This is a genomic window from Occallatibacter sp., assembly GCF_036502485.1.
Taxonomy (GTDB): domain Bacteria; phylum Acidobacteriota; class Terriglobia; order Terriglobales; family Acidobacteriaceae; genus Telmatobacter.
Window position 1 is genome coordinate 1 of sequence record NZ_DASXYM010000159.1, and the last position, 13,134, is coordinate 13,134.

Genomic DNA, 13,134 nt, shown 5'->3' on the forward strand with positions numbered 1-13,134 from the left:
GTACGCCACATGCCCATGCTGCTGGGCTCCTTCTCGCTGGATCTCTTCGTCGTGCTCCTCGGTGGAGCCGTGGCCCTCATGCCCATCTTCGCCAACGAAATTCTCCAAACCGGCCCACGAGGATTGGGCCTGCTCCGCGCCGCCCCCGCCGTCGGCGCCCTCTGCACCTCACTCGTTTTGGCCCGCTTCCCTCTGCAGCGCAAGGCAGGCAAGCGGCTCTTCATTTCCGTGGCCATCTTTGGCGCTGCCACTGCCCTCTTCGGGGTCTCCCGCAATCTCTGGCTCTCTCTGGCCGCGCTGGCTGTCCTCGGCGCCGCCGACATGATCTCGGTCATCATCCGCGGGTCCCTGCTCCAGCTCGCCACCCCGCCCGAAATGCGCGGCCGCGTCTCCGCTGTCAACTCGCTTTTCATCGGAGCATCCAATGAGCTGGGCGAGTTTGAAAGCGGCCTCACCGCCCAGTTGTGGGGAGCGGTTCGCGCCACCATCGCTGGAGGCATTGGGGCGCTGGTTGTCGCCGGCCTCTGGTCCGTGCTGTTCCCCAGCCTCCGCCAGGCGGACGAGCTCTCCGCCGCCGCTCTCCGCCGACAAGCCCCCGTTCTGGAGCCCGAGGTAGCCGAAACTGACGTCACGCTACTCTAAGCAGGAACAGAGGAAGACGGCTCAGCCTGCCCACGCCCCTGGGCAAGCGTGCCTGCTATCCTGACCCCACCCGGCTTCCCCAAGCCTCGGAGAATTCTCCTTTGAAAACCTGGCAGAAACTTCTCATCCCCACCGGCATCACCCTTCTCATCGGCGGCAGTTACCTCGCCTTCATCTTCCATCAGCGCTCCCAGCCAGCCGCCGGTCCCAAGCAGCCGGAGCAGCAGCTCACAGCTGACCAGATCGCCGTTGACCGCCAGGAATTCCCTCAGCACTTCGCGGATGTCAAGGACCTCGAAGGCAAGAGCGTCTGGATGCGAAACGGCTATTCGATGCCTTACTACCCGTACGCGAACGGCCGCGTGGAATGGACCAAACCAGCCGGCCTCATCCCTCCCACGCAGAAGCTCGACATCAAAAAGGCCATCAAATCCGCCGTTCCGGCGAGCGTAGACGACTCCATTTCGCATGGAACTCAGCAAGCCCTGGTGGTCTTCACCCTGCCCGGTAAACCCAACCAGTACGCCACTCCCGTAGGCGCCATCGAAGGCCAGCAGGAGCAGTACTTCGACGACCTGCTGTTCTTCTACGACGATCCCCGCACGGTCTACGCGCACTGGCCCAAAGACGTCTGGGCCGCCATCGACGCCCACCAGGTCAAGCCCGGCTTCAGCGAACTCCAGACCCGTATGGCGATAGGGTCCAAAGCCCAATACGACGGACAAACCGAAGGCAGCCGCAGCGCCGACTACGACGTCAACGGCAAGCACATCAGAGTCAATTTCAGCCACGACAAAGCTACCAGGATTGAAGGGCAATAACGGCGAGCCTTCATCGCGCGCTAGCGTGCAGGCTGGGCATTTCCAGCCCCGGCCTGCCCCCCGCCATGATTCCGATTCACCCAGCACTGCATCCAGCCCGATCTGCCGGGTTCCCGCGCCGGGCAGATTTTCTCTCCCTCCCGGCGACAATCCTGTGACCAGCGCGTTACACTGCATACCCATATAGGCCGCTTTCCGCGGGGCTAAGCTCGCCGTGCGTCCGCGGGGCAGTACAGCTGGAGGCAAAGATGCGAATCGACGATACGATCCAGTCGGTGCTCAGGCAGAAAAGCTTTAACAAGGTCCTCGAACTCCACCCTGACCAGACCGTCTTTGAGGCCCTGCAGACCATGGCGCAGTATGACGTGGGCTGCCTGATTGTCTGTTCCGACGCGCGGCTCGTGGGCATTTTCTCTGAGCGCGACTATGCGCGCAAGGGTGTGCTCAAGGGACATCTCTCCAAGGAAACCAGGGTCAGCGAGATGATGACCAGCCCGGTGATGTACGTTACCCCCGAGCACACTGTGGACGACTGCATGAACCTGATGACGGAGCGGCATTTCCGCCATCTGCCGGTGCTCGAAAAGGACGAGGTGATCGGCATGGTGTCGATCGGCGACCTGGTGAAGTGGGTGATCAGCGGCCAGCAGCAGGCCATCGAGGCCCTCGAAGGGTACATCTCAGGCGGCTACCCGGCGTAGAGTTGCGGTCGCCTGATCCCCTGTCTCATGCTCGCCCGCCAGCGCGCCCAATTCCCGTCACCGGAGCCGCTGCTCCACCATCGTGCGGCTGGACGGATCGCGCAGGTCACAAATTGCAAATTAACCGGAGGATGGTTGACATCCTGCCGATTCGGTTGATATCAACGGTACGGCTCGATTCAACGCAGAGCGATGCAGCGTCCCACAACGACAGGAGGGTCACCCATGTTTTCACCCAAAGGCAAGTTCGCCTGGTATGAGCTGATGACAAGCGATACCAAGGCCGCAGGCGAGTTTTATTCGAGCGTAGTCGGCTGGACCACCCAGGAAATGCCGAGCGGCGAAGGCGGGGCCTACACCACCTTCAACGTGGGGAACGCGGGCATGGCCGGAATGCTGAACCTCGAGGGTCATACGGCCTGGGTCGGCTACATCTCGGTTGAAGACCTGGATGCGCACATCGAGAAAATCGTGGAAGCCGGCGGCAAGCTGTGGAGGCCGGCCACCGAGGTTCCGGGAATGCTGCGTTTCGCCGTCATGTCTGATCCGCAGGGCGCGGCCATCGTGGTGTTTACTCCCGACCCCGCCATGCCGACGCCGCAGCGGCCGGCTCCGCCCGCGACGGGAACGATCGGTTGGCATGAGCTCTATACGACAGACCTTGAGGCAGGGTTTGACTTCTATCAGAAGATGTTTGGCTGGACCAAGCTCAGCGACATGGACATGGGCCCCATGGGCATCTATCGCCTGTTCGACGAGGGGGACAACAAGCCCATGGGCGACGGCGGCATGATGACCAAGGCGCCGCATATCCCCGTATCTTGCTGGAATTTCTACTTCTGCGTGGAGTCGATCGGCGCCGCGGTGCAGCGGGTCAACGCGGGTGGCGGCAAAGTGCTGAACGGCCCCATGCAGGTGCCCGGCGGCGGCTGGATCATCAACGGCCAGGATCCCCTGGGAGCGATGTTTGCCCTGGTGGCCAGCAAGGAATAAACCCGGAGCGCCTTAACCTGCGCGTCCAGATTTCAAGCTTTTGCGGTGAGTTGCGCTGGGTGCGACTTGCCGGATTACGGACCTGAAGCGCCCGCGCCGTCCGTCCCCACGGCGGTGCGGGGCGTCCCGGTCTTCTGCCCATTTTTCGCGCAGGTTTCTCCCGAACATAAGACGGACTGATACCCCATCAATCTTTCTGTCTGGACCTGGCTGGGTGTGACGGCAAAGACTGGATGCATGTCGAAGGATCATTCGCGGGCACATCGCCCGCGAGGTTGCTTCGCTGGTCCGGTCCGAGTCCCCTATTCCCTCGGAGCCGTTCCAATGCGCAGGCGCACGCATCTCCAGCATGCGCGGCTTGCGCTCTCGCGGACATCCGGAGGTTAGATGAGGCCTTCATTGAAACGTGCGCTGGCGTGTGCCGGCGTGTTCCTGGCGGCGCAGTTGTACCGGCCGGCAACTCCCTTTTCTGCGCCGGCGAATGAAGTGCAGGCGCCTGAGCAAGTGAAGCAGGTTCTCAGGAATCGCTGCTATGCGTGCCACTCCAATGAACGGCGCCTGGCGTGGTTCGATTACGTGAATCCGGCGTGGCTGGTGGCGCGGCATGACATCCTGACTGCGCGCGAGCATTTGAATTTTTCCACACTGGGATCGAAGCCGCCGGCCGCCCAGAAGGCTGCGCTGTATGAATCCGTCAACATGATTCAGCTCGGGGCGATGCCGCTGCCGGCGTATCGATGGGCTCATCCGGGCGCGCAGCCGACGACGGAAGAACTGGCCACCCTCAAGGCGTACCTGGCGCCGTGGACTACCGCGCCGGACCAGCCTGCGCATGTTGCGTCGACGCTAGGCGTAAAGACGGATGCGGCCCCTGCAGCGGTGAGCCCGGCACTGCGCAAGGCGATCACGGCGGTGCGGCCGGAGTGGAATGGGCTTGCGCTCGATACCTCCTTCGAATCATGGAAGCCGCTCAGCTTTACGGACCGCGGCGATAACAACACGTTCCGGTTTGTGCTGGGCAACGACGTCGCGGTGAAGGCGGCGCGCGAGGGAAAGATTGCGCCGTGGCCAGATGGAGCGCGATTCGCAAAGATCGCATGGCAGCAGCAGGTGGGGCCGGACGGGCTGATCCATCCTGGGAAGTTTGTGCAGGTGGAGATGATGGAGAAGGGCCAGAAGCGCTACAAGGACGCGCTGGGGTGGGGATGGGGCCGGTGGCGCGGACTCGACCTTAAGCCCTACGGTGAAAACAGCCAGTTTGTGAACGAGTGCAGCAGTTGCCATCTGCCGATGCGCGGGGCTGACTTCGTTTACACGCTTCCGATCACCGGGGGAAACACCGACAGGCAGGACATTGTGAATGCGATGGCTGCAGCCATTCCAGCAAGGGTGCCGGTGCGGCCTCTGGAGTGGAGCGCGATCACGCTGTTGGTGGACCCGAAGCAGCGCACGATTGCGGCGCTGATGGGAAACGATATCGCGCTGAAGGCGGTGAATGCGCGGGCCGACTCGCCGATTGCTCCGCTGTACCCGGCCGGGGCTGAGCTGGCGCTGGTCACGTGGACAGAGCGAGAAGATCCGCACTGGTTTGGCGGCCGGATTCCCTCCGTCGTGCGGTCCGTGGAAGTGGTTCAGGCGGGGGCGCCGGGTACGCTCCCGGTGTATACGCGGTATGAAGGGGCGGCGCTGGCCGAACAGCGCGTGGCCGCCGAGGACGCAAAGGGACGCGTCGCATTTATGACGCATCTGGCGCCGGCGGCGATGCCGTGAGGAGAGGCATCCTGGGAAGGCTACAGCGGTTTCAGAGTTGCTATCCACAGGAACCAAGCAGCAAAGTGGCATTTTCCAAGAAAATGCCACCCTTCTCCGACTCAGAAAAGGGCACACGAACTCTGGAGCCGCTCTAAGCGCCTTCGCCGACACCACCGATGACAGCGATTTTGGCGCGCTTGCCCAAACGGACGGTGAGCCGCACGGGCAGCGTGTCGAGAGTGAGGACGTTGCCGGTGACCACCTCGCCGTCGATCTTGACGGCCTTTTCCGTGATCTTGCGATTGGCCTCAGAAGCGCTGGCAGCCAGCCCGAGCACCACCAGCAGCTTGGGCACGCGCACATGGAGCGCCCCCGCTTCATTCGCGCCGGTGGCATCGGCAAACGCGATGTCAACTTCCTCGAGATCTTCGCTTTCGCCCTTCTGCTGGAACATGCGCGCCCAGTTCTCGTCGGCGTGGCGGGCGGCCTCTTCTCCGTGGAAGTCCGCGGTGATGGTGCGCGCCAGACGCTTCTTCGATTCCATTGGATGCAGGCGGCCGGCGGTTATGTCCGCCTGCATCGCGTCAATTTCCGATTGCTTGAGGTCGGTGAGGAAGACCCAGTACTTGCCCATCAGCTCGTCAGAGATGGACATGAGCTTGCCGTACATCTCCGAAGGGGCCTCGTTGATACCGATGGCGTTGCCGAGCGACTTGGACATTTTCTGCACGCCGTCCAGGCCTTCCAGAATCGGCGTCATGAGGATGATCTGGGGCTTCTGGCCGTAGTGGCGCTGAAGCTCCCGGCCAGCACCGAGATTGAAGCGCTGGTCCGTGCCGCCCAGCTCAACATCGCACTGAAGCATCACCGAGTCATAGCCCTGCATCACGGGGTAAAGCATCTCGTGAAGGCCGATGGGCTGCTCCGCCTGGAAGCGGCGATGGAATTCATCTCGCTCCAGCATCTGCGACACCGTAAAGTGCGCGGTCAGCCTGATCGTGTCTTCATAATTGAGCTTGCCCAGCCACTCGGAGTTGTAGCGCACCTCGGTCTTCGATTCATCCAGGATTTTGAAGACCTGCTGCTTGTAGGTCTGCGCGTTCTCGTCGATCTGCTCCCGGGTCAGCGGCTTGCGCGTCACGTTGCGCCCCGTGGGATCGCCGATCAGCGAGGTGAAGTCGCCGATCAGGAAGATGACCCGGTGCCCGAGCTGCTGGAAGTGGCGCAGCTTGCGCATCAGGACCGTGTGTCCCAGATGCAGGTCAGGCGCGGTGGGATCAAAACCGGCCTTGATGCGCAGCGGGCGGCCCGTCTTGCGGCTCTCTTCAAGGCGCTCGCGCAGATCGGAGACGCGGATGATCTCGGCCGCGCCTTTTTGGAGCAGGTCTAGCTGTTCGTCTACAGGCAGGAACTCAGTCATTCTATGTCGAGTATATAAACGGGCCCGTGCCACGTGCTGGAGTCCGTCCTCGCCCCTAAGGTTTGGCTGCGCGCTGCTTCTCGGCCTCCACCACCAGTTTTCTGAACGCATCAACGGCAGGCACGCTCGGAGACCGGAGCGCATCCTTAGCCTGGTAGCGCCATACCGACGGGGCATCGAGCACGTTGTCCCGCTTGCCGCGATACACCGCAAACAGGTCTTCGCTTTGACCGACCTCAATCTGCGGCCCTGGGCTCGAGATTGAAGGCGCGGTCGGATCACCGGCGCTCGGTGGAGTTCCTCTGCTCCCCCCGATGCGGCCTCCCGAATCCGAGGGCTCCAAAATCACCGGACGATTGTTGTTTGGCAATCCGCCGATCGTAGGCTGGGCGATTTTGCCGTTTCCTTTGCGAATCATAATCACCAGATCGGCGGTTGAAACATCGGTCGCCAGCCTGAAGCGGCCCCAGGCCATCAGGGCGTTCTCCACGGCTTCCTGGGCTGTGCGGTTGGCATTCGGAGCCTCCGGCGCCATACCTGCGCCGGGATCGACGACCACAAGCACGGTTTGCGCCTCGAGGACGTCCGCCGGCAGCAGGATCTTCTTCTTGTCCTTGCCCGCCGCGGCCAGACAGGACGCCAGCAAGAGCGGAAACAAAATTGCTTTTGGGAATCTCATGAGACACCTCGAGGGTTGCGCCCCAGTCTAATCCAATACATCCATTGGACGGACTTCTTTTCAGCCTGGTCACCACACTTTCATGCATCCCCCGCTTCACTGAAGTATCTAAGCGCGCAGGAGAATACCAATGGCTTCAGTGAAAGGTCGTGCCGTCGAAGTCACCGCTGCGGGCGGCGAGTTTCGGGTTGTTGAACGCGAGTTTGCCGATCCGCCGGCCGGGCATGTTCGCATACGCGTGCAGGCCTGCGGCGTCTGTCATAGCGATTCGCTGACCAGGGAGGGCCACTGGCCGGGGATCCAGTATCCGCGCGTGCCGGGACATGAGGTGGCGGGCGTACTGGATGCGGTTGCGCCCGACGTGCCCTTATTCAAAGTGGGCCAGCGCGTGGGCCTGGGGTGGCATGGCGGCCACTGCAACTACTGCGTCCCATGCCGACGAGGCGATTTCATCCTGTGCGAGAACGGACAGGTTTCCGGCATCAGCTTTGACGGCGGCTATGCCGATTACGTGATTGCGCCAGCCAATGCCCTGGCGTTCATCCCCGACGAACTGAAGGATGTGGACGCCGGGCCGCTGCTGTGCGCGGGAATTACCACCTACAACAGCCTGCGCAACTCGGGCGCGCGGCCGGGCGACCTGGTGGCGATTGTGGGAATCGGCGGGCTGGGCCACCTGGCGGTGCAGTACGCAGCCAAAAGCGGCTACCGCACGGTGGCGATCGCGCGCGGCGAAGACAAGGCCCCTCTGGCCAAGCAGTTGGGCGCTCATGTGTACATCGACTCAAAGAAGCAGGACCCCGCGGCGGAACTTCAGAAACTGGGGGGAGCCACTGTGATCTTGTCCACCGTCACGAATGCCGATGCGGTTGAGGCGGTGCTGGGCGGCCTGGGATCAAGCGGGAAGCTGATCATCAACGGCGTTCCGGATCGCCCCCTGAGCCTCAATGCCATTGCGATGATCGGGAAGAGGCAGTCGATTGTGGGGTGGCCTTCAGGGACCGGGATGGACTCAGAGGACACACTGAACTTCAGCGCGCTGAGCGGCATCAAGCCGATGATTGAAACCTATCCGCTGGAGAAGGCCGCTGAGGGCTACGAGCGGATGATGAGCGGGAAGGCGCGATTCCGGGTGGTGCTCACGACCGGCGCCTGAAGCGCGGAGTTTCGCCAGGGCAGGCGGGGCGGGGGTTTCCTCGCCCCGCTTTTTGTTTCCGGCAGCATATAAGGGTGTTGGCTGCTTGGCTGAAGTTGTCTGGCAGAACTGGGTGCTCTTCCGGTCTGTAGAATGAGTGAGAAATTCACCCGGCTGTGCGTTGAGTCTGCGCCGGCGTACCTCTTTCCACTTCTTCTTGTACAGGAGGCTTCTTGCTGCGTTCACGATTTTCGGTTTGCGTATTGGGTGTGGCGCTTGGCTGCGGAGTTATGTGCGCCTGTGCTCCGCGGGCGTTTGCGAAGCAGCATGAGACGGCTTCGGCTGCCACGCAGCTTGAGAAGCTGAGCGGCGAATATACCAATGCGCCCGAGCCAGATACGCCGCTGAGCTTCTATGTACAGAACGGCAAGCTGGTAGTGGAGTCGGAGCGGATGGTACCGCGGGAGCTGAACCCTGTATCGGCCACCGAGTTCGCCATTCCGGATTCCAAAACGACTTACCGGTTCAAAGTGGACGCGGACGGTAAGGGCGCAAGCGTGGTGAACAGCAGCGATCCGATTGAGCGGTTCGACCGGACCGGCGACGCGGTGCACCACGTCTTTCACGACTATGTGCGCACGGAAGCAATGATCCCCATGCGCGACGGCGTAAAGCTGCATGCCGTGATCCTCAAGCCGACGGACATTCAGGGACCGCTGCCGTTTCTTATTCAGCGCACTCCGTACGGAGTGGATATGACGAGCCGCGGGTTCATCTTCGCGGCTCGGCCGGAACTTGCCCGGGACGGATACATCTACGTGGGCGAAGACATCCGCGGAAGATACAAGAGCGAAGGGGAGTTCGTCATGAGCCGGCCCATGGTGGATCACAAAGACCCCAAGGCCGTGGATGAGAGCACCGACGCTTACGACACCGTGGACTGGCTGCTCAAAAACGTGCCGGGAAACAACGGGCGCGCGGGTTTTGTGGGCACCAGCTATCCCGGCTTTCTGGCCATGGCGGCCGGCATTGATCCGCACCCGGCAGTGAAGTGCGTGTCGCCGCAGGCGCCCATGATCGACGTGTGGATGGGCGACGACTTCTTTCATAACGGTGCGTTCCGGCAGACCTATGGATACGACTACGCGATCGGGCTGGAGACCTCGAAAGAAGGCGCCGAGGTCAGCTACGGGAAGAATGTCGACGGGTACGTCTATTTTCTCAAGCGAGGCAGCTTCGAGCAGGATGTGAAACAGTCGGGATCGAAGGAACTGCCCACGTGGAAGCTGTTCCTCGAGCATCCGGCGTATGACTCCGTCTGGTCGTCGCGCGGGGTGGAGCATCATCTGAACGCCGTACAGGTGCCGGTGCTGAGCGTGGGCGGGTACTACGACCAGGAGGACATGTGGGGTCCGCAGGAGGAGTACGCCAGCCTGGAGCCGCATGACGACAAGCACGCAAACTTCCTGGTGTTGGGACCTTGGCGGCATGGGTCCTGGGCTTCCTCGTCACGGCACCTGGGCAATGTGCAGTATGGCGAGTCAATCGGCAAGGAGTTCCGCGCACAGATCGAGGCAAAGTTCTTTGCGCATTATCTGAAAGACGAGCCGGGCTTCGACCTCGAAGACACCGCAAGCTTCCAGACGGGATCGAACAAGTGGATGCGCTACCAGCACTTTCCGCCTGAGGGATCGCAACCCACTGCTTTGCATCTGGGCTCCGACGGCAAGCTGAGCTGGGGCGATGTGAAAACCGGCGCGAAGACGACGTATGTGAGCGATCCCGCGAACCCGGTTCCCTACCGGCGCCGCCCCATTCAGCCCACCTATAGCGACGGCTCCGAGTGGTTCAACTGGCTCACGGAGGATCAGCGCTTCGTGGCCGATCGCAAAGACGTGGCGACGTGGAAGATTCCAGTGAAGAAGGACCTGGTGGCTACGGGCGAGGTGATGGCCGACCTCTGGGTTTCAACCACCGGAACAGACGGGGATTTCGTGGTGAAGTTGATCGACCAGTATCCCGAAGACGATGCCGACCCGAAGATGCGCGGCTATCAGTTGATGACTAATGAGGAGATCTTCCGCGGCCGCTATCTCGACGGCTTCAACCGCCCGCGTGCCATACGCGCCGGCGACGTGCGCGAATTCAAATGGAGCCTGCACGATGTGGATCACGTCTTCAAGGCGGGGCACACCATGGTTGTTCAAGTCCAGAGCACGTGGTTCCCACTCTACGACCGCAACCCCCAAACCTATGTCCAGAACATCATGACGGCGAAACCTGAGGACTACAAGCCGGCCACCATCACCATCTATTCGGATAAGCAGCACGACTCCAATGTGCAGGTGCCGTTGATGAACCAGTGCGATGCGGTGGAGTGCTTTTAGCGCTGCGGGGATGTTCGTTCAGGGTGGCCCGCTTCATCCATCAAGTGCCATCGTGAAATGCTCATTGATCGGGTTTCCATCCGAGTCCATTCCCGTGCCTGCGTACTTCCACTGGTCTCCCACCGCCTCAAATGACTCGGCCTTCAGGCAATCGCGAGGGGATCCGCGATTGAGTAGCGCGGCGTCGTAGCCATGACCTGTTCCACGTGTTCTACACCGCGAATCCCCCCGCGCGCGCCGCTGCAGGTGCAGTTAAGGGCAGCGGCGGCGCAGGCAAAATCGAGCTGGTGATCGAGCTCCCATCCGCGCAGCAGGCCGTAGATGAACCCGGCGTGGAAGACATCCCCAGCCCCCGTGGTATCGACAACCGGTACGTGGTAAGCGGCGCGGTGCAGAAGCCGCTGGCCATCCCACGCGATCACCCCGTCCTGCCCCAGTGTGGCGGCCGTGAGCTTGCAGTCGTATTGCTTGCGTATCAATTTGAGTGCCAGCCCCAAATCGCGCTCGCCGGTAAGGCGGGCAGGGAAGTCGCGGCTCACGATCAGGTAGTCCACGCAGCGGATCAGGTCTTCCACGCCAGAGTAGGTTTCATCCAGATCGGCAATGACGGGCACGCCGGCTTCATGCGCCCAGCGCGCGGCCTGCGTTGCGGCGGCCGTCTCGTAGCCATCCACGTGGAGCGCACGCGCACTCACGATCCAGTCCCGTTCCATCTCCTCCGGCTGCAGAAGCAGCCGCTCATCGCGCCGGCAGAGCACGGTGCGCTCGCCCCCCGCGTCGACAATGATGAGCGATTGCGGGCTGGCGGCGTTGGGGACTTCGACGAGGCGGGCGTCCACGCCGGTGCGCGCGAACTCGCTCTGATGCAGGCGCGCGGCATCGTCGTCCCCCAGCTTGCCCACGTAGCGGGTGGTGAGTCCCCAGGTCTGGCAGGCCACCACGGCGCTGGCGGTCTGGCCGCCGGGCAGAAATGAGGCGCGGTGATACTCGACTTTGGAGCCGCGCGCGGGGAATTCAGCCAGCGGGATAAGCGTGTCCGTGGCATTCAGTCCAACTCCCACGAGATCCACCACGGCGACATCAGGCATGGTCACGATTTTACGTCTTCAGGAGAAGCGTGTGCGTTTGTGCAGCCCCCAGCCGCACACCACGGCGCTGGCGATGAGGATCACGGTCAGAACCGCGGTCCAGGCATAATTCATCAGGAGTGCGGGGACCCTGGCCTGCACAGCCAGACCGATGAACACCCCGGCGGCCCCCAACAGGATCAGCCAGTCCCACCATTCGCGTTTGTCTTCAGCCTGTGCCACGCCGTTATAGGCGTGGATCACGTGCGTGCGATCCAGCCCGTAGCGGTCGCACTCGCGCTCGATCGCTTCGTGAGTGGAGGCGGATTCGCGTTCCGTGGCGATGGCGGTGCTTACCGCCATCGCTCCGGCAATCATGGCCAGCGAGCCGCCCACCACCAAGAGCCGGTGGGTGGCGTCAGCGTGCGCCAACTCGCCGAAGACCAGCGCGCCCCACGCCAGGCCCCAGAGCTGGTTGGTGTTGGAAAGCGGGATTCCCCGGCCAATGCCAAGATATTTCGTCGCGTATTGCTGAAACAGATCGCCGATCACCCAGACAAAGCCGCCCAGGAACAGCCAGAACAACATCGGCGTAACGACAGAGGAATGAAAGACCGCCGCGTGCAGGCCGCCGTCGAAGGCGAGAACCAGCGCAAACATCGTCACCAGCTCGCCGACGGTGAAGATCGTCACGAACGAGAGCGGGTTCATGCCGCTGAGGTAGGCCTTGCGATAGGGAATATACATGGAGCCCCACAGCAGGCTGGCGCCCAGCGCGGCCAGGATTCCATTCAGCGCGTGCGTCGGATGAACCCCGCCCCCATGCATGGTGCTGAAGCCCAGCATGATGGCCGCGGCCACAATCGCAATGGTGCCGAGGAGGACCTTGAAAATGTTTGCAGCGCTGGCGCCCTTGAGCTCGCCAAAGAGCAATCGCCCCCACAGAATGCCGATCAGCGAGTTTGTGTTCCACAGCGGAAACGCGATGGCCAGGCCCACATCGCGAATGGCAAACACCGTGAGCGTATTGGCCACAGCCCACAGCATGCCGGCCAGAATCGCAAACGGAATGAGCTGGGGGTTGCGGCCCAGGTCGCGAAACACCGAGCGCGTGCCCTTGAGCAGCGTGGGCACACTCCAGCGCGCCGTGAAGACGCCCGCCACCATGCACAGCGAGATCGCATAAGGCGACAGTCCCGCATGCACCAGCTTCGTCGGCGCTTCGGCCGCGCCCAGCCACACACCCGCGCCGATGCCGCACAGCACGCCCAGACCGTGCCGTGATTGAACGCGAATTTCCGGTGAAGGTTGCGGCTGCGCGCTCATGCGCTTTCGTTCCTCTCGAGTGATCTACGCATCCAGCAACGGCCTGATGCAGTCGCGCTAGTGCATGAGGACAAGCAAAGTAATCCCCGCCAGAAAGACCGCCGCGGGAATGAGGAAGTGGCTGTCCGTGAGAACAGCCCGAGTGTGCGCTTGCCGCTTCATATCCGCCCTTGGCTCCTCAAGAACTCCACAGGCCGCACCATACGGTTGG

General features: G+C 62.3%; 12 protein-coding genes. 7 read left to right on the forward strand and 5 right to left on the reverse strand.

The features are described 5' to 3' along the window. From VGL22_RS20060 to VGL22_RS20080, 5 genes are all read left to right on the forward strand, one after another. Positions 1 to 642 (forward strand): MFS transporter (locus VGL22_RS20060; protein WP_465268739.1); only part of this gene is annotated, 642 nt, incomplete at its 5' end. 101 nt (positions 643 to 743) lie between these two features. Then, entirely contained in the window at positions 744 to 1,463 is a 720-nt protein-coding gene (locus tag VGL22_RS20065) for a hypothetical protein (RefSeq protein ID WP_465268740.1), read from the forward strand. A gap of 248 nt (positions 1,464 to 1,711) precedes the next feature. Continuing rightward, positions 1,712 to 2,164: a CBS domain-containing protein gene (locus tag VGL22_RS20070; protein WP_465268741.1), complete on the forward strand. Its 453-nt coding sequence runs from the start codon at positions 1,712 to 1,714 to the stop codon at positions 2,162 to 2,164. Between the two features lie 225 nt (positions 2,165 to 2,389). After that, on the forward strand, positions 2,390 to 3,157 hold the full coding sequence (locus VGL22_RS20075) for a VOC family protein (protein ID WP_465268742.1): 768 nt from the start codon (positions 2,390 to 2,392) through the stop codon (positions 3,155 to 3,157). A gap of 387 nt (positions 3,158 to 3,544) precedes the next feature. After that, the gene (locus tag VGL22_RS20080; RefSeq protein WP_465268743.1) at positions 3,545 to 4,927 is read left to right on the forward strand and encodes a cytochrome P460 family protein; all 1,383 of its coding nucleotides are present in this window, start codon (positions 3,545 to 3,547) and stop codon (positions 4,925 to 4,927) included. A gap of 133 nt (positions 4,928 to 5,060) precedes the next feature. Here VGL22_RS20080 and tyrS read toward each other — a convergent pair whose 3' ends face one another. Further along, on the reverse strand, positions 5,061 to 6,329 hold the full coding sequence (gene tyrS / locus VGL22_RS20085) for a tyrosine--tRNA ligase (protein ID WP_465268744.1): 1,269 nt from the start codon (positions 6,327 to 6,329) through the stop codon (positions 5,061 to 5,063). Between the two features lie 55 nt (positions 6,330 to 6,384). Continuing rightward, positions 6,385 to 7,008: a hypothetical protein gene (locus VGL22_RS20090; RefSeq protein WP_465268745.1), complete on the reverse strand. Its 624-nt coding sequence runs from the start codon at positions 7,006 to 7,008 to the stop codon at positions 6,385 to 6,387. A 130-nt stretch (positions 7,009 to 7,138) separates the two neighbouring features. Here VGL22_RS20090 and VGL22_RS20095 point away from each other — a divergent pair, with 130 nt between their 5' ends. Both VGL22_RS20095 and VGL22_RS20100 read left to right on the forward strand, forming a co-directional pair. Beyond that, positions 7,139 to 8,164: an alcohol dehydrogenase gene (locus VGL22_RS20095; protein WP_465268746.1), complete on the forward strand. Its 1,026-nt coding sequence runs from the start codon at positions 7,139 to 7,141 to the stop codon at positions 8,162 to 8,164. Positions 8,165 to 8,376: 212 nt separating this feature from the next. Continuing rightward, positions 8,377 to 10,530 carry a CocE/NonD family hydrolase gene (locus VGL22_RS20100; RefSeq protein ID WP_465268747.1) on the forward strand — a complete coding sequence of 718 codons (2,154 nt, stop codon included), beginning with the start codon at positions 8,377 to 8,379 and terminating at the stop codon, positions 10,528 to 10,530. A 143-nt stretch (positions 10,531 to 10,673) separates the two neighbouring features. Here the strand turns inward: VGL22_RS20100 and VGL22_RS20105 are convergent, their stop codons facing one another. The 3 genes from VGL22_RS20105 to VGL22_RS20115 are packed head-to-tail and all read right to left on the reverse strand — an operon-like array spanning position 10,674 to position 13,085. Beyond that, positions 10,674 to 11,618 carry a carbohydrate kinase family protein gene (locus VGL22_RS20105; RefSeq protein ID WP_465268770.1) on the reverse strand — a complete coding sequence of 315 codons (945 nt, stop codon included), beginning with the start codon at positions 11,616 to 11,618 and terminating at the stop codon, positions 10,674 to 10,676. A gap of 18 nt (positions 11,619 to 11,636) precedes the next feature. Beyond that, entirely contained in the window at positions 11,637 to 12,923 is a 1,287-nt protein-coding gene (locus tag VGL22_RS20110) for a GRP family sugar transporter (protein ID WP_465268748.1), read from the reverse strand. A gap of 57 nt (positions 12,924 to 12,980) precedes the next feature. Then, positions 12,981 to 13,085, reverse strand: coding sequence for a translocated intimin receptor Tir (locus VGL22_RS20115; protein ID WP_465268749.1), 105 nt, complete (start codon positions 13,083 to 13,085; stop codon positions 12,981 to 12,983). Positions 13,086 to 13,134 lie beyond the last annotated feature (49 nt).

Bases quoted from the DNA above. Each gene is read 5' to 3' on its own strand.
- VGL22_RS20090 (WP_465268745.1), bottom strand. From the start codon at position 7,008: ATGAGATTCCCAAAAGCAATTTTGTTTCCGCTCTTGCTGGCGTCCTGT.
- VGL22_RS20110 (WP_465268748.1), bottom strand. From the start codon at position 12,923: ATGAGCGCGCAGCCGCAACCTTCACCGGAAATTCGCGTTCAATCACGG.
- VGL22_RS20070 (WP_465268741.1), top strand. From the start codon at position 1,712: ATGCGAATCGACGATACGATCCAGTCGGTGCTCAGGCAGAAAAGCTTT.
- VGL22_RS20105 (WP_465268770.1), bottom strand. From the start codon at position 11,618: ATGCCTGATGTCGCCGTGGTGGATCTCGTGGGAGTTGGACTGAATGCC.
- tyrS (WP_465268744.1), bottom strand. From the start codon at position 6,329: ATGACTGAGTTCCTGCCTGTAGACGAACAGCTAGACCTGCTCCAAAAA.
- VGL22_RS20075 (WP_465268742.1), top strand. From the start codon at position 2,390: ATGTTTTCACCCAAAGGCAAGTTCGCCTGGTATGAGCTGATGACAAGC.
- VGL22_RS20080 (WP_465268743.1), top strand. From the start codon at position 3,545: ATGAGGCCTTCATTGAAACGTGCGCTGGCGTGTGCCGGCGTGTTCCTG.
- VGL22_RS20115 (WP_465268749.1), bottom strand. From the start codon at position 13,085: ATGAAGCGGCAAGCGCACACTCGGGCTGTTCTCACGGACAGCCACTTC.
- VGL22_RS20095 (WP_465268746.1), top strand. From the start codon at position 7,139: ATGGCTTCAGTGAAAGGTCGTGCCGTCGAAGTCACCGCTGCGGGCGGC.